Source organism: Curtobacterium sp. CFBP9011, assembly GCF_034045095.1.
In the GTDB taxonomy this organism is placed as follows: domain Bacteria; phylum Actinomycetota; class Actinomycetes; order Actinomycetales; family Microbacteriaceae; genus Curtobacterium.
This window is the reverse complement of sequence record NZ_JAXCWN010000005.1, coordinates 121130-143435: the sequence shown is the minus strand read 5'-3', so window position 1 is coordinate 143435 and position 22306 is coordinate 121130. Positions and strand designations below refer to the sequence as shown.

Annotated in this window: 18 protein-coding genes; 8 read left to right on the top strand and 10 right to left on the bottom strand. The window is 72.6% G+C overall.

Annotation, left to right across the window (positions count from 1 at the left end):
- Positions 1-177 precede the first annotated feature (177 nt).
- Together SOM35_RS12060 and SOM35_RS12055 are read left to right on the top strand one after the other, a co-directional pair.
- Positions 178-4038: a TIM-barrel domain-containing protein gene (locus SOM35_RS12060; RefSeq protein WP_320515565.1), complete on the top strand. Its 3861-nt coding sequence runs from the start codon at positions 178-180 to the stop codon at positions 4036-4038.
- A gap of 155 nt (positions 4039-4193) precedes the next feature.
- Positions 4194-5492, top strand: a complete 1299-nt coding sequence (locus tag SOM35_RS12055) for a PP2C family protein-serine/threonine phosphatase (protein WP_320515564.1) — start codon at positions 4194-4196, stop codon at positions 5490-5492.
- Between the two features lie 350 nt (positions 5493-5842).
- Here SOM35_RS12055 and SOM35_RS12050 read toward each other — a convergent pair whose 3' ends face one another.
- Together SOM35_RS12050 and SOM35_RS12045 are read right to left on the bottom strand one after the other, a co-directional pair.
- Positions 5843-6550 (bottom strand): response regulator transcription factor, encoded by a 708-nt coding sequence (locus SOM35_RS12050; protein WP_320515563.1) that lies wholly within the window; start codon positions 6548-6550, stop codon positions 5843-5845.
- The gene (locus tag SOM35_RS12045) at positions 6547-7944 is read right to left on the bottom strand and encodes a sensor histidine kinase (protein WP_320515562.1); all 1398 of its coding nucleotides are present in this window, start codon (positions 7942-7944) and stop codon (positions 6547-6549) included. The genes SOM35_RS12050 and SOM35_RS12045 overlap by 4 nt, the downstream gene beginning before the upstream one ends.
- A 210-nt stretch (positions 7945-8154) precedes the next feature.
- Here SOM35_RS12045 and SOM35_RS12040 point away from each other — a divergent pair, with 210 nt between their 5' ends.
- Positions 8155-8508 (top strand): hypothetical protein, encoded by a 354-nt coding sequence (locus SOM35_RS12040; RefSeq protein ID WP_320515561.1) that lies wholly within the window; start codon positions 8155-8157, stop codon positions 8506-8508.
- A 233-nt stretch (positions 8509-8741) separates the two neighbouring features.
- Positions 8742-9170: a hypothetical protein gene (locus SOM35_RS12035; protein WP_320515560.1), complete on the top strand. Its 429-nt coding sequence runs from the start codon at positions 8742-8744 to the stop codon at positions 9168-9170.
- Between the two features lie 108 nt (positions 9171-9278).
- Here the strand turns inward: SOM35_RS12035 and SOM35_RS12030 are convergent, their stop codons facing one another.
- From SOM35_RS12030 to SOM35_RS12015, 4 genes are all read right to left on the bottom strand, one after another.
- Entirely contained in the window at positions 9279-11309 is a 2031-nt protein-coding gene (locus SOM35_RS12030) for a potassium transporter Kup (RefSeq protein WP_320515559.1), read from the bottom strand.
- Positions 11310-11414: 105 nt separating this feature from the next.
- The gene (locus tag SOM35_RS12025; RefSeq protein ID WP_320515558.1) at positions 11415-12116 is read right to left on the bottom strand and encodes a response regulator transcription factor; all 702 of its coding nucleotides are present in this window, start codon (positions 12114-12116) and stop codon (positions 11415-11417) included.
- Positions 12113-13507: a sensor histidine kinase gene (locus SOM35_RS12020; RefSeq protein WP_320515557.1), complete on the bottom strand. Its 1395-nt coding sequence runs from the start codon at positions 13505-13507 to the stop codon at positions 12113-12115. Before SOM35_RS12020 ends, SOM35_RS12025 begins: the two co-directional genes overlap by 4 nt.
- Positions 13494-14474 carry a type II CAAX endopeptidase family protein gene (locus SOM35_RS12015; protein ID WP_320515556.1) on the bottom strand — a complete coding sequence of 327 codons (981 nt, stop codon included), beginning with the start codon at positions 14472-14474 and terminating at the stop codon, positions 13494-13496. Before SOM35_RS12015 ends, SOM35_RS12020 begins: the two co-directional genes overlap by 14 nt.
- A gap of 132 nt (positions 14475-14606) precedes the next feature.
- Here SOM35_RS12015 and SOM35_RS12010 point away from each other — a divergent pair, with 132 nt between their 5' ends.
- Complete coding sequence (locus tag SOM35_RS12010; RefSeq protein ID WP_221850091.1) at positions 14607-14996, top strand: hypothetical protein; 390 nt, start codon at positions 14607-14609, stop codon at positions 14994-14996.
- Between the two features lie 67 nt (positions 14997-15063).
- Here SOM35_RS12010 and SOM35_RS12005 read toward each other — a convergent pair whose 3' ends face one another.
- Positions 15064-15555 carry an SRPBCC family protein gene (locus SOM35_RS12005; protein WP_320515555.1) on the bottom strand — a complete coding sequence of 164 codons (492 nt, stop codon included), beginning with the start codon at positions 15553-15555 and terminating at the stop codon, positions 15064-15066.
- 178 nt (positions 15556-15733) lie between these two features.
- Between SOM35_RS12005 and pip the strand changes: the two genes are divergently transcribed.
- Positions 15734-16735, top strand: a complete 1002-nt coding sequence (gene pip / locus SOM35_RS12000; protein ID WP_320515554.1) for a prolyl aminopeptidase — start codon at positions 15734-15736, stop codon at positions 16733-16735.
- Positions 16736-16977: 242 nt separating this feature from the next.
- Positions 16978-17955, top strand: coding sequence for a hypothetical protein (locus SOM35_RS11995; protein WP_320515553.1), 978 nt, complete (start codon positions 16978-16980; stop codon positions 17953-17955).
- A gap of 85 nt (positions 17956-18040) precedes the next feature.
- Here SOM35_RS11995 and SOM35_RS11990 read toward each other — a convergent pair whose 3' ends face one another.
- From SOM35_RS11990 to SOM35_RS11980, 3 genes are all read right to left on the bottom strand, one after another.
- Positions 18041-18373: a hypothetical protein gene (locus SOM35_RS11990; RefSeq protein ID WP_111074836.1), complete on the bottom strand. Its 333-nt coding sequence runs from the start codon at positions 18371-18373 to the stop codon at positions 18041-18043.
- A 334-nt stretch (positions 18374-18707) separates the two neighbouring features.
- Positions 18708-19265, bottom strand: a complete 558-nt coding sequence (locus SOM35_RS11985; RefSeq protein ID WP_320515552.1) for an arsenate reductase/protein-tyrosine-phosphatase family protein — start codon at positions 19263-19265, stop codon at positions 18708-18710.
- A 2-nt stretch (positions 19266-19267) separates the two neighbouring features.
- Entirely contained in the window at positions 19268-20560 is a 1293-nt protein-coding gene (locus SOM35_RS11980; RefSeq protein ID WP_111074834.1) for an adenylosuccinate synthase, read from the bottom strand.
- Positions 20561-20896: 336 nt separating this feature from the next.
- On the opposite strand from SOM35_RS11980, the gene SOM35_RS11975 reads away from it, so the two are divergent.
- Entirely contained in the window at positions 20897-22255 is a 1359-nt protein-coding gene (locus SOM35_RS11975) for a hypothetical protein (protein ID WP_320515551.1), read from the top strand.
- The last annotated feature ends 51 nt before the right edge of the window (positions 22256-22306 follow it).

Here is a 22306-nt window from a genome sequence, read left to right as displayed (position 1 = left end):
GCCGACCCGCGCCTCCCGTCTGATCCGCTGAGCGCCGTCGACGGCGCCCATCCTCCTTGCGGTCTTCCATGCAGGAGCTATGACGCCCTACAGTTTCCCACGTTGTAACGCGGGCGCCTAGGGGGCGCCCGCGCCACCGATCAGACCGGACGACGTCGTCCACGAGGAGTCCATCCCTTGCGTCCCACTCTCATCTCGAGCCGGGGGCGCCGTCGCTTCCTCGGGTCGTCACTCGCCACAGCCGTCGTCGGAGCGCTCGCGCTCGGCGGGCTCGGCATCTCCGCCCTGCCGGCAGCCGCCGCTCCCGACGCCCGCACCGTGGTGTCCGGCGAGGCCCGCTTCCAGGTGCTCTCCCCCACCCTGATCCGCACCGAGTACGCGGGCGACGGGCAGTTCACCGACCAGGGCACGTTCAACGTGGTCGGGCGCGACGACTTCGCCCCGACGCCGTTCACCAAGACCGTGCAGGACGGCTGGCTGACGCTCGACACCGGGTCGATGACCGTGCAGTACCGGCAGGGCACCGGCGACTTCAGCCAGGACAACCTCCGGGTGACGCTGGAGACCTCCGCGGGCCAGGCCGTCACCGGCTCCCCCTGGGTCACGGCACGGACGCCCTCGTGTGCGATCGGCACGCTCTGCGAGGGCGAGGCACTCGCGCTGCAGGGCCTGGCGAACGCGACGGACCACTCCGGGTACACGGGCGCTGGGTTCGCCGCCGGGTTCGAGAACGTCGGCAACTCGATGACGTTCCGCACCGACGTCGCGACGGCCGGGTCGTACGACCTGGCCATGCGGTACGCCAACAACCAGGGCGGCGACGGCAAGGTCGAGACCCGCACGCTGAGCATCGTCGTCGACGACCGCGCCCCGGTCACCCTCAGCCTGCCGGCCGGCACGAACTGGGACGAGTGGAAGCAGACCACCGCAGCCCTCGACCTGACCGCCGGTCAGCACACCATCAAGGTCGTCCGTGGTGACGCCGATTCCGGTCGGGTGAACGTCGACAGCCTGGCGATCGTCCCCGCGGGAAGCGCCTACCCGGCACCCGCCGAAGCATCCGCCGGTCAGGACTGCGCCTTCGGCGTCGTCTGCCAGGCCGAGGACGCCGCACGCAGCGACCCCGCGACCGTGGCGACGAACCACAACGGGTTCGCCGGGGACGGCTTCGTCGCCGGGTTCGAGCGCGCCGGCGCGCAGATGACCGCGCACGTCACCGGGGTCCCGGCCGCGGGCGACTACGCGCTGCAGGTCCGGTACGCCAACGGGTCGGCCGGCACGCCGACGCTGACGGCCGCCCCCGCAGGCCAGACCGCCACGACCGGCGAGCTCCCGCGCACCAGCGGCTGGGACTACTGGAACACGGCGACCATCCCGGTGCACCTGGCCGCCGGCACGAACGACATCGCGATCGGCTGTCCGACCGTGGCGGCCAACTGCAACGTGAACTTCGACACGATCGCGGTCGTCGACACCGCGTCGCCCGTCCTCGCCGCACACGCCCCGCTCGGCGGCTACCGGCGTGACCTCGACACCGCCAACGGTGCCGCGAAGACGAACCCCGGCCTGCTCTACCAGGACGGCTGGTCGCTGCTCGACGACACCGCGTCGGCACTGTACGACCCGGCGACCGAGCAGACCACGCCCCGCGGTGACCACGGTGGCAAGGGCTACCAGGACGGCTACGTCTTCGGGTACGGCACCGCGTACACGACCGCGCTGAAGGACCTGGCGACCCTGACCGGGCCGTCGAAGCTCCTGCCGCAGTGGGCGTACGGCGTCTGGTACTCCGAGTACTACGACCGGTCGCAGCAGGACTACCTGGACATCGCGAAGCGCTTCCAGGACGAGGGCGTCCCCGTCGACGTCATGGCGATCGACACCGACTACAAGATCGGCAGTCCCACCAACGAGGGCGACAGCAAGTGGGACGGCTGGTCGGTCGACCCGGCCCGGATCCCTGACATGACGAGCCTGCTCGCCGACTGGCACGCCGAGGGCATCCACAACACCCTCAACATCCACCCGTCGATCTCCAGCAAGGACCCGGAGTTCGCGGCAGCGCAGGCGACCGCGAAGGGCAAGCTCACCAAGGGCGACGGCGACCGCTACCTGTTCGACTGGTCGGACCGCGACCAGCTCAAGGCCTACTTCGACCTGCACACCTCGCTGCAGCCGGAGGGCGTCGACATGTGGTGGCTCGACTGGTGCTGCAGTGAGAACTCGAAGTACTCCGCCAACGGGGTGACGCCGGACGCGTTCATCAACCAGCAGTACGCGAAGTACACCGACGAGCAGCTCAAGGGCCGCGGTCTGGCGTTCTCCCGCGCCTACGGCTCGCTGACCGCGGGCGGCTACGGCAACCCGCAGGCCGTGCCGACCGGACCCTGGGCCGACAAGCGCACCACCGTGCACTTCACCGGGGACACCACGTCCTCGTGGGACGAGCTCGCCGCCCAGGTCGGCTACACCCCCGGTGAGTCGGCAGCGACCGGCCTGTCCGCGATCAGCCACGACATCGGTGGCCACAACGGTGCGCAGTACGGCATCGCGGGCAAGGAGCCGGGCACGACCCAGCTGCCGCCGGACATGTACGCCCGGTGGGTGCAGTTCGGTGCGTTCCAGCCGATCGACCGCCTGCACAGCAACCACAGCGACCGGCTGCCCTGGCAGTACCCGGCCGAGGCGAACGCGTCGGCGAAGCAGTTCCTCAACCTCCGCGAGGACCTGCTCCCCCTGACGTACACCCTGGCCGCCGATGCCTCTTCGACCGGCACCCCGATGCTGCAGCCGCTCTACCTGCAGTACCCGGAGGCGCAGGAGTCCTACGCCCAGGCCGGCTCCGAGTACCTCTACGGCAAGGACGTGCTGGTGGCCCCGGTCACCACCGCGAACGACGACACCGGGAAGGCCACCCGTTCGGTCTGGTTCCCGGCCGGCGACTCGTGGACCGACTGGTTCACCGGCACGACCTACCAGGGCGGTACGACGGCCGACGTCACGACGGACCTGACCACCATGCCGGTGTTCGTCCGCAGCGGCGGCATCGTCCCGACCCGCTCACACCACGTCGCGAACGACGCCGCACCGCTCGACGCGGTCACGGTGACGGTCGCGACCGGCGCGGACGGCACCTTCGCCCTGCACGAGGACTCGGGCGAGGGGCAGCCGACCGCGGCGGCCTCCTCTGCCCGCGCCGCGGGCAACTCCGCGTCGACCACGATGCGGTTCACGCAGCAGGCCGACGGCGGCACGCTCGACATCGCCCCCGCCGACGGCTCGTTCACTGGCCAGGTGCGCGACCGCTCGTGGACGGCGACGTTCACCGACGCCGACCGCCCCGCGTCCGTCACGATCGACGGAGCTCCCGTCGCCGCGTCCGACTGGACGTACGACGCCGACAGCCGCACCATCACCGTGCCGGTCGCCGAGCGCTCGGTGACGGACCGGACCATCGTGCGGTACTCGAGGGTCGCTGCTGCGGTGCCGAGCCTCCAGGTCGCATCGCCGACGGCCACCGCCGGTGACCCGCAGACGGTGACCGGCTCCGGGTTCCCGGCGGAGGCGACGGTCACGCTGTCGACGACGCCGGCGCTCGGCGGCCAGGTCACCGTGCGCACCGGTGCCGACGGCACGTTCCGCAGCGACCTGGCGGTGCCGGCCACGGCCTCCGGGCGGGTGACGGTGTCCGCCTCGGTGGGCGGCGTGGTGCTGGCGCGGGTCGGGTTCACGGTGACGGCGGCGGCGGCCGCTCCGCCGACGGCCTCGCCGTCGCCCGGGCCGGGTTCGCCTGCTCCCGCGCCGGGCTCGCCTGCTCCCGCGCCGGGTGCTGGCGCCGGTGCCGGCCCTGGTTCCGGTTCGGGTTCGGGTGTCGGCGGTGCGGGCATCCAACCGGGAGGCTCGTCCTCAGCCGGCGACGGCGCCCTCGCCTGGACGGGTGCGAACGTCGTGCCCCTCGGTGTCCTCGCCCTGGTGCTCCTCACCGCCGGCGGGCTGCTGCTGACACAGCGCCGACGACGCCACCGTCGGGCCGAGTAGGTCCGCGGCACGGCACCACGATGCAGACGACGGCGGGGCACCCCGACAACGGGTGTCCCGCCGTCTGCACCGCCCGACACCTGTCGTCCGGCGTGGCCCCTCTTCGGGTCGACACCCCGTCGGTCCACCCCGTTGTCCAGTAGCCTCTGCTGAGCATGTCTCGCCCAACCAGCGTCATCGACAACCCCCTCGTCCGGCAGGCTCCGATCAGCGGCCTGCTGGCCCTCGGCGCGCTGCTGACCGTGACGCTGCCGACGCTCGAGATCAGCGACCTGACGATGTTCCTCGCCAGCCTGGTCACCGTCGGCGTCGCGACCCTGCTCGCCGCGTTCGCCGCACACTTCCCGCGCGCGGTCCCGCTCGTGCCGATCCTGCTGGCCGTCGACTTCGTGTCCCTCGCCCTGTTCCGCACGGGCACCGGCGCCGGCGCGTCCGTGTTCACCTCGCTCGTGGTCCTGCCGGTGGTGTGGTGGGCGTCGCTCGACGGCCGACGCACGATCGCCTACTCGATCCTCGGCGTGACCATCGTGATCCTGGCGCCGTACCTGCTGCAGCCGAGCTCCGTGATCCGCGCCAGTGAGCTGGTGCGCCTCGGCATCACCGTCGTCGTGTTCGGCACGGTCGCCGTCATCGTGCACGAGCTCTCCCGCCGCGCCCGCCGTTCCGTCCGCTCCGCCGAGGCCCGCGAAGTCCGCGTCCGCGCCGAGATCGAGCGCGCCGCCGCAGTGCAGCGCTCCCTGCTGCCCACCTCGAGCGACGGCCTGGGCGAGAGCGTCACCGTCGCCGGCACCTGCATGCCGGCGAAGAGCGTCGGCGGCGACTTCTTCGACTGGTACCGCACCGAGAACGGCATCGCCGTCGGACTCGGCGACGTGATGGGCAAGGGCGTCGGCGCCGGACTCATCGCCGCCGCCGTCCGCGCCACGATCCGCAGCGCCCGCACGGTCGACGACGCATCCGAGGCCCTGCGCCGCGCCTCCGACGGCCTCGCCGCCGAGGGTGCCGGCACCGACGTCACCTTCACCACGCTGTTCCACGCGCGGATCGACGACGACGGCGGGTTGCAGTGGGCCGACGCCGGGCACGGGCTGAGCTTCATCCTCCGCGCTGCCGGAGGGGTGGAGCGCCTGCGCTCGGTCGACCTGCCGCTGGGGATGGGCCTCCGCGACGAGTGGGCGACCACCACCGGCACCCTCGAGCCGGGCGACCTGCTCATCTCGTTCAGCGACGGCGTGCTCGACCTGTTCGGCGGACGCGACGACGCGGTGGACTCGGTCGCCGAGCTGGCGCGTGCCGACCGGACGCCGGCGGCGATCGTCGCGGCCCTGTCCGAGCGGGCCGCCGAGGTGCCGCACGACGACGACGTGACGGTCATCGCGATCCGCCGCGAGGCCGCGTCCGCCGAGCCGACCGAGGTCGCGGCCGCGCCGCTGTCCCGCTCCCGCGCGGCCTGAGGCGGGCGCGCGCGTACGTGCGTGCGCGCCGGGCGCGCGCCGAGGCTCGCCTGTGCGGACAACTTGCGCCGCCTGGCAGGCGCAGACTGTCCGCCAGACCGAGGCTCGGCCCCAGCGACACCGCACGCACCGAGCAGCGCGAGCGCTGTCGCCCACCACGAACCTCGCCGGCCGGGAGGCCCGTCCCGGCCCCGCCACGCGCCTCCAGCCCAAGACTCGGCCACGCGGACACCCTGCGGCCCCCGGCAGGCGCGAACTGTCCGCCAGGCCGAGGCTCGCCCCCAGCGACACGGCACGCAGCGAGCAGCGCGAGCCCTGTCGCTCACCGCGAACCTCGCCGGCCCGCGGGACTACGCGGACCAGTCGGGCCGGACGAAGCCGCTCTCGTACGCGAAGACGACGGCCTGTACCCGGCTCGCGGCACCGACCTTGCCGAGCACGCTGCTGATGTGTGTCTTCACGGTGGCCTCGCTGATCCAGAGGTCCTTCGCGATCTGCGCGTTGCTGGCGCCGCGGACCAGGGCGGTGAGGACCTCCCGTTCGCGGGCGCTCAGCGACGCCAGCGCGGGGGCGTGCTCGGCAGGCGGAGCGGGCGCGGTCGACCCCGCAGCGCCACCGCCCGCGCCACCGGACCGGGCACCGAGCAGCCGGTTCTCGAGCAGCGCCCGGGTCATCGACGGCGCGATCAGGGTGTCGCCGGTGTGGGCCGCACGGACCCCGGCGGCGATGAGGTCCGGGCCCGCGTCCTTGAGCAGGAACCCGAGTGCACCGGCCTGCACGGCGTCCAGCAGGTACTCCTCGTCATCGAACGTCGTGAGGATGACGACTGCACCCGCGGTGCCGTCGGACACGATCGAGCGGGTGGCCGAGATGCCGTCGAGTCCGGGCATCCGGACGTCCATGAGCACCACGTCAGGGTGGAGGTCGGCGCAGACGGCGATCGCCTCGGCTCCGTTCGGCGCCTGCCCGACGACGGTCAGGTCGGGTTCGGCGTCGACCATCATGCCGAGGCCGGTGCGCACCACGGCCTGGTCGTCGACGATCACCACGCGGATCACGACGCGACCACCCGGGGACCGGCAGCGCCGGCCGGAGCCGAAGCCGGAGCCGAATCCGGCCCAGCCGAAGCGACAGGACCGGCGGCAGCCGGCCCAGCCACGTCAGCCGGCCCACCCGCACCACCCGACCCCGCACCGGGCCGGACGCTGCCCGCCGTCGGGACCCGCGCCTCCCGGGGTGCCTCGAGCGTGACCCGCCACCCGCCACCCGCGGCCGGCCCGGCGTCCAGGACCCCGCCGATCGACGCGGCGCGCTCCCGCATCCCGCGGATCCCGGCGCCACCGACGGCGAGTTCCGGCACCCGGGGGCTGCCGCCGGAGCCGCCGTCGTCGAGGACCTCGAGGCGGATGCGGTCCTCGGACGCGGCCAGACTGATCCGCACCGAGGAGCCGTCGGAGTGCACGAGGGTGTTGGTCAGGGCCTCCTGGCAGACACGGAGGACGGCGAAGTCCTGCATCACGCCCAGGCTCCCGGGCACGCGCAGGTCGGCGTCCACCCGGACTCCGGTCGCGCGGACGCGGTCGACGGCGGCCTCGAGCGCACCCCGGAGCGACACCGGGGCATCGGTCGTGCCGCCGTCCCCGCCCGCGCGGAGGACCCGGACGACCTTCCGCATCTCGGACAGCGCCTGCTGCCCGGTGCCCGCGACCCACGAGGCGTACTCGGCGAACTCGGCCTGGTCCGCGACCCCGACCCGGACCAGCGCCTGGGAACGGACGACGATGGCGGCCATGTGGTGGGCGACGACGTCGTGGACCTCGCGGGCGACGGCGGTCCGCTCCTCGGACGCGATGCGGGCCTGGTCGGACTCGCGCAGGCGGACGAGTTCCTCGTTGCGCCGCTGCAGCACGAGCTCGGACCGACGGCGACGGGCGGTGGCGCGGCCGAGGACGGCGGACGCCACGAGCAGGATCCCCATCAGGACGATCGTCGACCAGTCGGCGGTCTCCAGGAGCGTCCGGCCCAGCAGCAGGGCGAGCGGCCACCGGTGCACGGCGAGTGCCCAGGAGTCCGCGGGCGCGAAACTGAACGGCAGGAGCAGCGCGGTCACGGCCGGCAGGGTGACGACCGCCAGCACGGCGAGCACCCGGCGCCCGGCCGCACACGCCAGGTAGACGGCGATCACGAGCGGGATGAGGCGCACCGTCAGCACGCCGAACGTCCACAGCGGCCAGCCGACGACGACCGCGACCACCACGAGCAGCGGGTAGGGCAGCCGCTGGCCGACGCCGATGCAGAGCGCGACCAGGGCCGCGGTGACCCGGTAGTCGTCGAGGCTCGTCGGGTACCAGCCGGCGCGGTGCAGCCCCTCCATCGTCAGGAGCGCGACGGCGAGGAACACGACCCCGGCCACGGCAGCGCGCACCCACGGCGGGATCGAGACTGGACGCATGGCGTGAGGCTAGCCGCCCGAGGCGACTCCGCGCCTCCCCCGAACGACGGAGCGCGCGCGTCCGGACGATCAGTCGAACGGACGGGAGGCCCACCACCTTCCGCCGATGCGCCTGACGCCCGCCTCGTCAGAAGCTGGTCCTGCCGCAGTGAGCGGTCTGCCGCAGTCCGCGGCAGCGCCGCAGCCCGCGGCCGTCGAACGGAGCACGTGATGCAGAAGAAGACCGCTGTCAGCCTGGCCACCCTGGCGCTCATCCTGGCCATCGCGGGGACCGGCGCCGCGGCGGCGACCATCGCGAGCCCGCAGTCCTCCCCCGAGACCGTCCGTCCGGCGACCGGGTCGACTGTCGTGCAGACCACGGGCGCGACCTCGGACGACGACGACGGCTGGCCGGGACAGCTGCCGGACGCCGACCGCTTCCGGGAGCTCTCGCGGTCGGACCAGCAGGCGGTGCTGCGGCGGGTCGACCGGCTGCTCGGGGACCTCAGCGGCTCGCGGGCCAGCGAGGGGCTCGTCCGGCAGCTCAGCGGCTACCGGGGCGAGCTGGCGCGTCTCCGCCGGTAGGTGCCGCGGCACGAGGCGCGTGCCCAGCGACAGTGCGCGGCCGACCGCAGGCGAGCGCTGTCGCCCAGCGCGAACCCCGGCCAGGCCCGGGCCCGGCCAGGCCCGGCCCGGCCCGGCCCGGGCCGAGCCTCGGCCTGGCGGACACTCTGCGGGCTCCGGGGCCCGAGCCTCGTCCGCCCGGCCGAGGCTCGGCGGACCTGGACGGCGCCGGACGCGTGCAGCACACTGGCGGCATGGGGCGGGGGAAGCGAACGCTGACGATCGGGATCGTGTGCACGCTCGGGGGCGGCCTCGCCGGGTGCGCGACGACGGCCGGGCAGTGTGTGGACTACGTCTCACTCACCCCGGCGGAGCAGGCGCACGAAGCGTCCCTCGTCGTCGACGCCGACGTCCGCTCGACGGACCGCACGGTCGAGGTGGCCGGCCGCTACCGCGTGTACGAGGCAGCGATCACCGACGTGCGCAAGGGCCGGACGCTCGGCGACCGGATCGACGTGATCGCGACCTCCGACCAGTGCACGTCGAGCGGCGAGCCCGTCGAGTACGTCGACGGCGACCCGCTGGCCGAGCCGGGTAGCTACCGCCTGTACCTGACGCGGGTCCGGGGTGGAGGCCCGTGGCAGCTGGTCGTCCCGGGTGCCGCCGAGCGCCTCCCGGCCTGAGCGCCGCCGCGAGACTCGCGCTCAGCGACAACCCGCGGCCGTCGGCGCGCGAACGGTGTCGCTCAGCGCGAACCTCGGCGCGCGCCGCCGCCCGCGCGCAGCCGCCCGTCAGACCTCGACGTCGCTGCCCATCGTCACCGTGCGGCGGAGCGGCAGCCCGAACCGTGCAGCCGGGTCGGCGGCGTTGTGCGCCATCGCGACGAAGAGCTTCCGCCGCCACGACACCATCCCGCCCTTGCCCGCCCCGGTCCGGAGTGCGCCGCGCGAGATGAAGTACGACGCCTTCGACATGTCCTCCTGGGACAGGTCGATCAGGCCGGCGGTGCACGCGGCACGCATGGCGGCGGGCAGGTCCTGGTCGTCGGAGAACCCGAACGTGATGGTGATGTGGTCGATGCCGTCGTCGTCGTAGCCGAGCTCGTCACGGCGGAAGGCCTCTTCCAGCGCCACGTGCGGCACGTTGGCGGTGAGGACGGACACGATGATGACCCGCTGGTGCACGACGCCGTTGTGTTCGACGTTCGCCCGGAGTGCCAGCGGGGTCGTCTCCTTGTTCGGGTGTGGGAACACCGCGATGCCCGGGACGCGCGGGATGTGGTCGGCGTTGACGGTCTCGATGAAGTCGGCGAGCGAGCCCTCGCGCTTCCGACGCTCGATCTGCACGAGCTGCCGACCGCGGTGCCACGTCGTCATCAGGGTGATCACGGCCAGGGCGATGAGCAGCGGCACCCACCCACCGTGCAGGACCTTCGACAGGTTGCCGGCGAGGAACGTCAGCTCCAGGCCGCCGAACACCACGGCAACGGTGACGAGCTTCCAGGTCGCCCAGCGCCAGAGCGGCTTGACGACGACGAGCAGCAGCAGGGTGTCGACGACCAGCGCACCGGTGACCGAGACGCCGTACGCGGTGGCCAGGGCGGCCGAGGAGCGGAACGCCAGCATGATCGCCATCACGCCGATGAAGAGCAGCAGGTTGACGGCCGGCAGGTAGACCTGGCCGCCCTCGCGCTTCGACGTCTGGCGGATGGTCAGCGGCGGCAGCAGTCCGAGCTGCACGGCCTGGCGGGTGAGCGAGAACGCGCCGGAGATGACGGCCTGGCTGGCGATCACGGTCGCCGCGGTGGCCAGGATCACGACGGGCAGCTGCGCCCAGTTCGGGAACAGCAGGAAGAACGGGTCCTTCGTGGCGGTCGGGTCCTCGAGCACCAGGGCGGCCTGGCCCAGGTAGTTGCAGACGAGCGCGGGGAACACCACGAAGAACCAGGCGCGGAGGATCGGCATCCGCCCGAAGTGGCCCATGTCGGCGTAGAGCGCCTCGGCTCCGGTGATGGCGAGGACGACGGCGCCCATCGCGATGAAGGTGATGAACGGGTGCGCGAACAGGAACGCGATCGCCCACGTCGGGGACAGCCCCTGCAGGACGCCCGGGTGCTCGACGATGCGCGGGATGCCGGCGACCGCGATGACGACGAACCAGAGCAGCATGACCGGGCCGAACGAGGCGCCGACCTTGGCGGTGCCGAAGCGCTGCACGATGAACAGGCCGATGAGGATCACGGCGGCGATCGGCACGATGAGGTGCTCGACCGACGGGGCTGCGGTGCCCAGGCCCTCGACGGCAGACAACACCGACACCGCCGGGGTGATCACGGAGTCGCCGTAGAACAGCGAGACCCCGACGATGCCGATGATCAGGAACACCGTCGTGCCGCCGGGCCGGTTGGCGTGCAGGCGTCGTGCGAGTGCGGCGAGCGCCATCACCCCGCCCTCGCCGTGGTTGTCGACGCGCATGAGCACGAGGACGTACTTGATCGACACGACGATGGTGATCGACCAGAAGAGCAGCGAGATGACGCCGTAGACGTCCTCGGGGACGGGCCGCACGATGCCGCCGTCGACGGAGAACACCGTGCGCATCGAGTAGAGCGGGCTGGTGCCGATGTCGCCGAACACGACGCCGAGCGCAGCGAGGGCGAGACCGGCCTTGCCACGGTGCCCACGGGCCTCCCGGCTGGCGGGGCGCTGCGCGGCCTTCGCGGGGCGCGTGGCGTCGTCGCCGGGGCCGGCGTCACCGGGCTGGGCGTCGTGCCCACCCGAGGGGTGGTCTGACGACTGCGACGAGGCGCGGGTCTCGGTCACGGTGGTGCTCTCCAGTCCGGGCCGTGCGGACGACGGCCGCGCTCATCATGCACCCGCGGAGTGACAGCCGAGCGCGCGGCGCACGCTCGCCTGCGCCGATCGGCTCTACACGCCCTGTTCCGGGACGGTGACGATCCGGTTCTGGTAGGCCCAGACGACGGCCTGCAGGCGGGACCGGACACCGAGTTTCGGCAGCATGCGTGCCAGGTGTGACTTCACCGTGGAGACCTCGACGACGAGCGATGCAGCGATCTCCTCGTTCGACATCCCTTGCGCGAGCAGGAGCAGCACGTCACGTTCGCGGGCGGTGAGGACGCCGTCGACCCGGTCCGCGGTGACGGGTTGCAGGCTCCGGCGTGAGGCGAACTCACGCAGGACCCGTCGGGTGAGCGCCTGGTCGAGGGTGCCGTTGCCGGCGGCGACCTGCCGGACCGCGCCGATGATGACGTCGGGTTCGGCGTCCTTGAGGAGGAACCCGGACGCCCCGGCCTCCAGGGCACCGAACACCAGGTCGTCCATGTCGAACGTGGTGAGCATGAGCGCGGGGACGGCCGGGTCGGCGTCGGGGCGGCAGAGTTCGCGCGCCACCTCGATGCCGTTCCGGACGGGCATCCGGATGTCGAGGACCGCCACGTCCGGTCGGGTGCTCCGGGCGAGCTCGAGGGCCTGGCCGCCGTCGGCGGCGACGGCCACGACCTCGATGTCGGGTTCCGCGTCGAGCAGTGCGGAGACGCCGGCCCTGACGAGCGGCTGGTCGTCCGCGACCAGGACGCGGATGGTCGGGCCGTCGGACGTCGTGTCGGTCATCGTGGGCCTTCCGTGGGGTCGGGCTGCGTGGTCGCGACCGGCGGGGCGGGGGTGGGCAGGGCCTCCCGGCCGAGACGCAGGCTGACCGTCCAGCCGCCGGCGTCCGTCGGACCGACCTGGAGGCTCGCCCCCACCAGTTCTGCCCGCTCACGCATGCCACGCAGCCCGTTCCCCCCGGCCGGCGTGCTGCCGAGTGCGGGGACGGTGGCCGGCCCGTTCTCGACGCGGATCGCGAGGTGGTCGTCGGCACGGTCGTCGATGGTGACGGTGCACGGCGCTCCGGGGGCGTGCAGGGCGGCGTTGGCGAGGGCCTCCTGGACGGTGCGGTAGGCGGCGAGCTGGGCGAGCGGGCCGACGCCGTCGCCGAGCGGGCGGGGCGCGACCGCTGCGTCTCCGACGCCGGCTGCGGGCCGGACGTCGAGCCGGACGTCACTGCGGAACCGGGCCCGTTCGGCCAGGTCGACGATGCCGGTGACGGTCTCCACCGCGCGCTCGGCGGGACTGTCGTCGCGGAGCAGGCCGACCAGGCGGCGGAGGTCCTCGAGCACGGCGGTGCTCTGCTCCCGGACCTGGCGGACCCCCTCGTGGGCACGCTCCGGGTCGGTGTCGATCTGGCGGTCGATGACGGCGGACATCAGCGCGATGCCGGACAGGTGGTGGGCGGCGATGTCGTGCAGCTCCCGTGCCATGGCGGCGCGTTCGCGGGAGACGGCGGCGTCGATGTGGGCGTCGGCCTCGCGGTCGACGGCGGTGGCCTCGGCGGTGCGGGCGGCGCGGACCTCGCGGCGGGCCCGGACCACGAGGGTGATGAGCACCGGCAGTCCGACCGTGCCGAAGGCCTGCAGGAAGCCCTGTCCGGCCGATCGGGTCAGGCCGAGCCACACTCCGTTACGGCCCGCGCCGTAGGCGGTGTACATGACGGTTCCCTCGGCGAGGACGACGAGGACCGCAGTGGCGACGAGCGCCGGCCAGATCCGTGCCAGCGGAGCCCGCAGGACGGCGAGGACCACGGCGACGACGACCGGCAGCAGCAGGAGCCCGTGCAGGGTCGTCGGTGCGGCGACGGCGACGACGGGGACGGCGCTGACCGCGACGAGCACCGCGCGGGGCACCCGTCGGGCGACGAGCAGGACCGCCGACTGGACGAGCAGTGCGAGGGCCAGGACGAGCCACGGGCCGCTGGCCACGGCGGGGTAGGCACCGACCTTGACGATGACGTCGGGATCGGCGGCGTCGAGGGGCGGCAGGCCGAGGAGCAGTCCGAGCCCGACCACTGCGGTACCGAGCGCGGTGAGCACGTCCACGCGTCGCTGGCGAGCGGTCACACCCGGCGCGGACGCGGACCCGGGCGCCGATCCGGGCGCACTGGGGCGCGGCTCAGCGGTTGCCATCGTGCGATCCTACGAGGCTCGTGGTGGCACGCGACGGGATCGGGGCGTCGATCGGCAGCGCCCGACGTGCCGGGTCGTAGCCGAGACGACCGCGGGTGACGACGAGCAGCACCACGGCGGCGACGGTCGACATGATCGTCAGTCCGATCATCAGCGTGCCGGCGGTCATGCTCGGGTACATCTCGGGGAACAGCGACGAGATCGTGTTGTTCACGCCGACGTGCAGGAGCAGGGCGAGGGGCAGGCTCTCGCCGGTCTTGTTGAACACCTGGATCATCACGACGTTGAACGTGATCGTGAACAGGGCGAAGACGACGGGTTCGCTCCAGTGCGCGTTCGGCCACCCGCCCCAGTCGCTGAGGTACAGCGGCATGTGCCAGAGCGCCCAGATCGGGCCGAGGACGGCTGCGGCGCCGAGACCACCGAAGCGGTGCTGCAGGCGGGGCAGGGCGAAGTCGCGCCAGCCGGGCTCCTCGCTGAGGCCGGTGGAGAACAGCTGGATGACGAGTCCGGGCACCAGGGCCGACAGCGCCAGGGCGGAGGGGGCGTGCACGTCACCGCCGGCGAACGGCACCGCGGACAGGACGATCAGGGCCGGGACGACGACGAGCGCCAGCGCGTACCAGTACCAGGCGACCCGCCAGCGGAACAGACGTCCCACCCAGCGACGGAGGCCCGCGCGACCGTCGGCGACCGCGGTCACGATGAACGCGCTGCCCAGCGGGCCGAGCAGGGCGCCGGGCAGGACGCCGGTGAACTGGGCGCTGCCCAGGACCTCGGGGAAGTGGATGTCCCACACACCCATGCCGTGCGGCGACAGGATGTACGGCACCCACGCCAGCCAGCTCAGGCCGAGGGCGAGGGTGAAGAAGGTCAGCAGCGGATGCCGGGTGATGACCCCCGGGACGCCGCGGCGTTCCTGCGGCGCGGTGCCGGTCGTCGACCGGGCTTCGATGGTGTTCGTCATGACGTCGACGCTAGGAACTCCGCCGTTCCGGAACGACCGGCGGAGGGAGGCACCTGCCGGACCTGCATCGAAAGGAGGAACCCCGCGCTCCCCGTGGTTGTGCCACGCTGTCCGAGGACCGGAAGGAGCCGGATGGACGAGGCAGTGCTCTACGACCTGTGCAGCCGTGCGCGACTCGTGCACCTGCGGACCGGCGGTGCCGAAGCCGGCCTGCGCGGACTGACCGACTGTATCGCGGCCGCGTCCGGCGCCCCCGCTCGCTACCCGCACCGGCGGCTCGCGCAGCTCATCGACTCCGCCCCGCGCCCGGTCGGCTTCCGGTACGGCATGCGGCAGCTCGAGTCGGTCGCCACGAGCCGGACCACCCCGCCCGAGGACTACTCGGGCGAACAGCGGCGCGACTACGAGCAGGCACAGACCGCGCTGCTCCGGGCGATCGGCAAGGACAGCGGCGAACCGGCCCGCGGCCCGGTGGCGGTCGCCCGCAACGTGCTCGAACAGTTCGTCCTGCGCTGGTTCTGACGCGACCGGAGGCAGGCACTCGGCGCCGTCCGGGCACCACGACGCTCGACACCGCCGGGCGGGCGACTCAGGCCGCGGTGCTCCCCGCCACGTGCGCCAGCACCACCGGGTCGGAGCAGCCGCGCGCGAAGCCCGCGATGCGTCGGTCGATGTCCCGCTGCAGCACGAGCACGCCGATCCGTTCGGCGAGCGGCGCCAGCCACTTCGGCCGACAGGTGAAGTTGTAGCGCCAGACCGCCAGGGTGTGCCCCGGCTGCCCCTCGGCCTCGCTGAACCGCCAGCCGCCGCCCATCCGCTCGAAGAACCACGAGCCCTTCGTCATCCTCATGCCCACGTTCGACGGCGGGTTGTACGAGACGTACTCGCTCTCCATCGCGAACCCGAACCGCTGCACGGTCCAGGTCCGAACGCCCTTGCCCGGCACGGTCGCGCCGCCGACCAGGTGCTGGCGACGGATGAACGGGTCCCACCGCTTCCGGATCGCACCCTGGGTCTGCGAGACGGCGAAGGCGACCGCCACCTCGACGGGGATCACGCAGCGGGACTCGACGACGGGCATGCGCCCATCGTGGCACGGGCCCGCCTCGGCGGTCCGGTGGTCCGGCGGGCGAGCAGGCAGTCGGACGGGAGGCGCGGGGCGGGCTGGTGACGGGCCTCCCGTCCGCCGACCGGTCACGTCACGGGCGGCGGTACGGTGGCAGCGACCACCCGCTCCCGCCACCGCCGAGAGGACGCCTGTGCGCCAGCTCCACCCACCGATCGAACCGAACCGAACCGGCATGCTCGACGTCGGCGACGGCCAGCAGGTGTACTGGGAGGAGTGCGGCGCTCCCGACGGCAAGCCCGTCGTGTTCCTGCACGGCGGCCCCGGCGCCGGCTGCTCCCCCGACCACCGACGCCTGTTCGACCCGGCGCGCTACCGGATCGTCCTGTTCGACCAGCGCAACTGCGGCCGGAGCCTGCCGCATGCGGGCGACCCGACCACCGACCTGTCGTCGAACACGACCTGGAACCTGGTCGGCGACATCGAACAGCTGCGCGAGCACCTGGGGATCGACGCGTGGCAGGTGTTCGGCGGCTCGTGGGGGTCCGCGCTGGCACTGGCGTACGCCGAGACGCACCCGGAGCGGGTCACCGAACTCGTGCTCCGCGGGATCTTCACGCTGCGGCCGAGCGAGATCGATTGGTTCTACGAGGGCGGCGCCGCGAACGTGCTGCCCGACCTGTGGGAGGGGTACCTCGCTCCCCTGGCCCCGGAGGAACGGCAGCCCGGCGGCCTGGTCCGCGTGTTCGAGCGGCTGCTCGCCGACCCGGACCCCGCCGTGCACGGACCGGCCGCGGTCGCCTGGGCCAGCTGGGAGGCGGCCTCGATCACACTGCTGCCCCGGCCGGACCTGGTCGCCCGGTACGCCGACCCGACGTACGCGCTGGCGTTCGCCCGGATCGAGAACCACTACTTCACGCACGACGGCTGGTTCGAGGACAGCCAGCTGATCCGCGACGCCGACCGGCTGCGCGACATCCCGACCGTCATCGTGCAGGGGCGCTACGACATGTGCACGCCGGCCGTCACCGCGTGGGACCTGCACCGGGCGCTGCCGTCGGCGGAGTTCCGGCTGATCGACGACGCCGGGCACGCGTTCGACGAGCCGGGGATCCTCGACGCGCTGCTCGAGACGACGGACCGGTTCGCGGGGTCGGCGTCGGGCTCGGGCTCGGGAGCGGCGTCGGCGCACTGACGTCCAGGCCGCGTCGTCCGGCTGCGGGTCAGGCGGGGTCGGACGTCCGCTGTTCCGCGCGGTGGCGCTCGATCTCGGCGTCGACCTCGCGACGACTGAACCGGCGCGCACGCACGAGGCTCAGGCTGAACCCGCCGACCAGCAGGACTGCGTCATGCGCCCACCGTACTGACGGCGGAGGCGACGGGGACGCGCCGACGCACCACGCGCCTCCAGGCCCGTGCCCGTGGTGGGGTGGTGCCATGACCGACGACCTCGTGCCGTGGTTGGTCGCCGGGGGGCTCGCCGTCGTGGTGGTCGTCCTGGTGGTCCTCCTGCGGCGACACCAGACCGCTGCCCGTGCCGAACTCGACGCTGCCGAGCGTGCGCGGACCGCGGAGCTCGCCGAGCGCGAGGCCGCACACCGGGATGCCACCACGCGCCTCGAGGCCGACCGCGCCGCGCAGGTGGCGGCCGCCGACGCCGCTCGACGCGACGCCCTCTCCGAGGCTGAGGAGAGCCGCGCGCTCGCCCGCCGCGGCATGCAGTGGGAGGAGGCGTCCGAGCAGGCGATCCTCCGGGCCTGCCGTGCCGCCGGGGTGAGCGGCGTGCTCATGACGAACGTCGTGTTCGTGCCCGTCGGCGAGACCGAGCAGGGTCCGTGGCGGAAGTTCGTCGCACAGGCCGACCACGTGCTCGTGTCGGAGTCCGGCCGGGGTCTGGTCATCGAGAACAAGCGCTGGGGCGGGATCGTGTTCGACGGACGGCGGCCGAGCGAGGTGCACCCGGCGTTCCGGAACCTGGTGGACGAGTCGTCCCTGGTGCCGCCGTTCGCCGTGCAGGTCCGCAGTCGCACGGTGCTCAACGGTGAGGAGCAGGCCGAGAACTGGTGGCAGGTGCGGGTGCAGGCGAAGGGGGCGTCGCCGGCGCACCAGGTCCGGCAGCAGGCCCGACGGCTCGCCCGGTTCGTCGACGAGCAGACCGCGGTCTCGCGGACGTGGTTCGACACGTGCGTCTTCTACTCGGCACCCTCGGCGGCGACGTTCGTGCAGCCGGAGGACCGCAGCGGCACCGTGACGACGAGCATCGTGACGAACGACCACGAGCTGCAGTCGGCCCTGGCGTCGTGGGCGGCGAAGGACTCGGTGCCGAACCGGGCCCGCGCCGATGCCGTCGTCCGGGTGCTCGCCGGGCAGGGTGCCCACGCGATCACGGTGGGGTCGTACCGCCTGCCGGAGTGACGTCGCGGCGGGCGTGCACGCCGCACGCACGACGACGCCCCGCCGGCCAGTGGCCAGCGGGGCGTCGTCGACGGAGCGGAGAGCGCTACGCGGTCGGGCGGATGACCGACGGCAGCATCACGTGCAGGTGCCCGGCGAGCGCGGTCTGCGCGTCCTCGAGCGACGCGAACTCGCCGACGACCAGGCCGAAGGTGTCCGAGGCGACGTAACGGCTGTCGCGCTTGTCGACGGAGCCACCGAAGTAGCCGCCGTAGTTGGCGACCCACTCGTCGTCGCCCTCGAGCGTCCAGGTGAGCTTGGCACGCGAGGCGCGGGCGCTGGTGGCGGCCTGGGCCTCGAGCACGGCGACGATGTCGACGGTCTCGGTGTCGAGGGTGACGTCGGTCCCGGCTGCGGTCCGGTTGATGGTCGTGGTCATCGCGCTCTCCTGTCGTGTTCGGGGTACGTGGTGCAGTACGTGAACGCTACGACACCGATCGTCGCCGTCGACAGCGAGGCCCGTCGATTCACGGGTTCAGCCCCGGATGTTCATCCGCGAAGCCCGGAACTCCGGGCTTCGTCCCCCGACGTTCGGGGTACAGGCGGAGGGATCGGGGTACTCGTCATCCGGACGACGGCCGGTCGGGGACGACGGAAGACGCCGGCGTCGACGCGAGACGCCGCCGAAGTGTCGAGACGCCGCCGGGTTCGGCGGCGTCTCGGGCACACGGCGGCGTCTCGCGTGAACGGGGGCGTCTCGGGGCGGCCAGGCCTCAGGACACCGCGCGCAGGGCGTCCGCGATCGTCGTCAGCGCGGCGTCGATATCGTCCGCGACCCGGACGTGCGTGGACTCCGAGCGCCGGTAGGGGTCGTCCACGTCGTCGTCTGCCGGGTCGGCGGGCGGCGGCACGGTCCCGCGCAGCCGGGCGACCCGCTCGACCAGGGCCTCGGGCGACTGCACGTCGGCGAGGTCCCCGGGCTCGAGGCCGTCGAGGACCCGCGCGAACTGCTTGATGGTGAACGCCCGTTTGGCGGCCCGCGGCGCGAGCTGCACGACCGCGGCACGGTGGGAGCGCTCGGCCGTCAGCACCAGGTCAGCGGCCCCGGCGATCCGCTCGGTCAGGTAGCGGGACCGGTGCGCGTCCGGGTGTCCCCCGAGGCGCGCGGACTGCTCGGCCGCGGCACCGTCCATCACGGCACCGTCGTCGGCGATCGTGCCCGCCGACTCGATGACGTGCACCGACGCCGCCGGGCCCAGGCGATCGTGGAGCACCTGGGCGCCGAGCGGCGACCGACAGATGTTGCCGCTGCAGACGAAGAGGATCCGCACGCTCAGCCTTGGCCGAGCAGGTCGTGCCGGACGACGATCGCGTCACGGCCTGGGCCGACACCGATCGCGGAGATCCGTGCGCCGGACATCGCCTCGACCGCCAGCACGTAGTCCTGCGCGTTCTTCGGCAGGTCGTCGAACTCGCGGACGCCGGTGATGTCCTCGGACCAGCCGGGGAACTCCTGGTACACGGGCTTGGCGTGGTGGAAGTCCGACTGCGACACCGGGACCTCGTCCACGCGCTCGCCGTCGACCTCGTACGCGACGCAGACCGGGATCGTCTCGAGGCCCGTCAGGACGTCGAGCTTGGTGAGCACGAAGTCGGTCACGCCGTTGATGCGTGCCGTGTAGCGGGCGATCGGGGCGTCGTACCAGCCGCAGCGACGCGGGCGACCGGTCGTGGTGCCGAACTCGAAGCCGTTGGCGCGGAGGAACTCCCCCGACTCGTCGAACAGCTCGGTCGGGAACGGGCCGGCGCCGACGCGGGTCGTGTACGCCTTGACGATGCCGATGATGCGCTCGAGCTTGCCCGGGCCGATGCCCGAGCCGGTCGCGGCGCCGCCGGCCGTCGCCGACGAGGACGTCACGAACGGGTACGTGCCGTGGTCGACGTCCAGCATCGTGGCCTGGCCGGCCTCGAACAGAACGGTCTCGCCGCGCTCGAGCGCCCGGTGGATCTCGAGCGCGGTGTCGGCGACCATCGGACGCAGCCGGTCGGCGAAGGACAGCAGCGACTCGACGACCTCTTCAGCGTCGATCGCCCGGCGGTTGAAGACCTTGACCAGCAGGTGGTTCTTCTGGTCGAGGGCCGCTTCGACCTTCTGCCGCAGGATGTTCTCGTCGAAGATGTCCTGGATGCGGATGCCGACGCGGTTGATCTTGTCGGCGTAGGTCGGGCCGATGCCGCGACCGGTGGTGCCGATCTGGCGCTTGCCGAGGAAGCGCTCCGTCACCTTGTCGATGGTGCGGTGGTAGTGCGTGATGACGTGGGCGTTCGCCGAGACGCGGAGCTTCGAGACGTCGACGCCACGGGCCTTCAGCGCGTCGAGCTCCTGGAACAGGACCTCGAGGTCGACGACGACGCCGTTGCCGATGATCGGGGTGACGCCCGGCGTCAGGATGCCCGAGGGCAGCAGGTGCAACGCGTACTTCTCGCCGCCGACGACGACCGTGTGTCCGGCGTTGTTGCCGCCGTTGAACTTCACGACGTAGTCGATGCGGGAACCGAGGAGGTCGGTGGCCTTCCCCTTGCCCTCGTCGCCCCACTGGGCGCCGATGATGACTGCTGCGGGCATCTGGTTCTCCTCACGTTGGCGGAGGACCGCACACGGCCGTCCCGGCCGGTGGTCCACCCGAGTCTATCGGCTGGTCATCTCCGCGTCACCGGGATGACCAGCCAGAGCGGCCCGCCTGAGGATCAGCCACGTTGTGGGGGACAATTTCCGTTCCGGGGTGGAACTTATCCGGCCTCGGCGTAATCTGCCGGAGACGCTGTTTCCCTGCAGCGTCATCTGGGGTTCCCTGCCCCACCGGTGAATGCGAGATCCGCACGCCGCAACCGCCGGCGCGCCCTCTGCGTGCCGGCGTGCATCTGAACCGTGCCGTCATGCAGCACGGGAAGCAGTTCGACGATGAACAAGGCTCTCTGGAGCAAGAAGGCGCTCGCGATCCCCGCGTGCGCCGCGATCGTGATCGGCGGCGTCACCCTCGTCGCCACCCCGGCGAACGCCGACCCAGCCGACCTCAAGGTCACCAGCCAGTCCGTCGACGGCCGCGTCCTGACCGTCACCGGCACCGGCACCGCTGGTGACAACATCCAACTCGACGAGGACTTCCGCGCGACTCGTCACCCGATCGCCGCGAGTGGTGCCTGGACGATCACGTACACGATCCCCGGTACGAGCACCGACGCGACCCAGTACACGATCACCCAGACGCGTCCGAACGGTCTCAACGAGGACGGGCAGACCACCATCACAGCGGCCGCTGACAAGCCCTTCGCGATCACCGGGCAGTCGGTCTCCGGCCGCACCCTGACGGTCACCGGCACCGGCGACGACGCCGACACGGTCAACTTCGACGTCGGCTTCCCGGTGCGGCGCACGCCGATCAGCGCCGACGGTACCTGGACTCTGTCGTACGACATCCCGGGCACCGACACGGACCAGCACACCTACACGATCAACGAGCAGCGGCCGAACCTGTCGACCGTCGCCTCGCTCACGGTGACCGCCGCAGCCGAGAAGGCGCAGGCCGAGTTCTCGGTGACTTCGCCCGACGACGGCGCGACTCTGACCTCCCGCACCGTCACCTTCACCGGGACCGGTCGCGAGGGCGACCAGGTCAACGTGCTCGACGCAGCGGGTGACCGTCTCGGCGGGTTCAGCAACTTCGTCCGTGTCGGCGCGGACGAGAAGTGGACGCTCGACGTCACCTTCGCCGACGACGCCGCACAGCAGCAGAAGGTCACCGTGGCCGACGTCCGCGGTGGCGGCAACGGTGGACAGGCGCAGCTCACCCTGAACCTGCCGGCCGCGACGCCTGCGTCGCAGTTCACGCTGACCACCCCGAAGGACGGCTCGACCGTCGACTCGCGCACCGTCACCTTCACCGGTACCGGCACGGTCGGCGACCTGGTGAACGTCCTCGACGCCGACGGCAACCGCGCGGCGCCGCAGGTGCTCGTCCAGGCCGACGGCTCGTGGACCACGACCGGCACGTTCTCGGACTCGGCGGCCCTCGTGCAGGACCTGTCCGTGAACCAGGTCGGCGGTGGACAGGGTCAGGGGGACATCGACTTCACCATCACGCTGCCGGCTGTCGAGGTCACGCCCGGCACCGGCACGCCCAGCACCGGCACCCCCGGCACCGGCACCACGCCGACCACCGGCACCCCGGTGACCAGCACGCCCACCACCGGTGGCGGTACGAGCACCGGCACCACACCGACCCGTACTCCGGTCGGAACTCTGCCGGTCGTCAGCGGCTGATCCAGCGACAACCGACGGGGGCGCGGCGTGCACACGCCGCGCCCCCGTTCG

Excerpts from the sequence above, each read along its gene's own strand:
- SOM35_RS12040 (WP_320515561.1), top strand. The coding sequence starts at position 8,155 with ATGCAGAAGAAGACCGCTGTCAGCCTGGCCACCCTGGCGCTCATCCTG.
- SOM35_RS12020 (WP_320515557.1), bottom strand. The coding sequence starts at position 13,507 with ATGGCAACCGCTGAGCCGCGCCCCAGTGCGCCCGGATCGGCGCCCGGG.
- SOM35_RS12055 (WP_320515564.1), top strand. The coding sequence starts at position 4,194 with ATGTCTCGCCCAACCAGCGTCATCGACAACCCCCTCGTCCGGCAGGCT.
- SOM35_RS12035 (WP_320515560.1), top strand. The coding sequence starts at position 8,742 with ATGGGGCGGGGGAAGCGAACGCTGACGATCGGGATCGTGTGCACGCTC.
- SOM35_RS12015 (WP_320515556.1), bottom strand. The coding sequence starts at position 14,474 with ATGACGAACACCATCGAAGCCCGGTCGACGACCGGCACCGCGCCGCAG.
- SOM35_RS11975 (WP_320515551.1), top strand. The coding sequence starts at position 20,897 with ATGAACAAGGCTCTCTGGAGCAAGAAGGCGCTCGCGATCCCCGCGTGC.
- SOM35_RS12025 (WP_320515558.1), bottom strand. The coding sequence starts at position 12,116 with ATGACCGACACGACGTCCGACGGCCCGACCATCCGCGTCCTGGTCGCG.
- SOM35_RS12010 (WP_221850091.1), top strand. The coding sequence starts at position 14,607 with ATGGACGAGGCAGTGCTCTACGACCTGTGCAGCCGTGCGCGACTCGTG.
- SOM35_RS11995 (WP_320515553.1), top strand. The coding sequence starts at position 16,978 with ATGACCGACGACCTCGTGCCGTGGTTGGTCGCCGGGGGGCTCGCCGTC.
- SOM35_RS11980 (WP_111074834.1), bottom strand. The coding sequence starts at position 20,560 with ATGCCCGCAGCAGTCATCATCGGCGCCCAGTGGGGCGACGAGGGCAAG.
- SOM35_RS12045 (WP_320515562.1), bottom strand. The coding sequence starts at position 7,944 with ATGCGTCCAGTCTCGATCCCGCCGTGGGTGCGCGCTGCCGTGGCCGGG.
- SOM35_RS11990 (WP_111074836.1), bottom strand. The coding sequence starts at position 18,373 with ATGACCACGACCATCAACCGGACCGCAGCCGGGACCGACGTCACCCTC.
- SOM35_RS12005 (WP_320515555.1), bottom strand. The coding sequence starts at position 15,555 with ATGCCCGTCGTCGAGTCCCGCTGCGTGATCCCCGTCGAGGTGGCGGTC.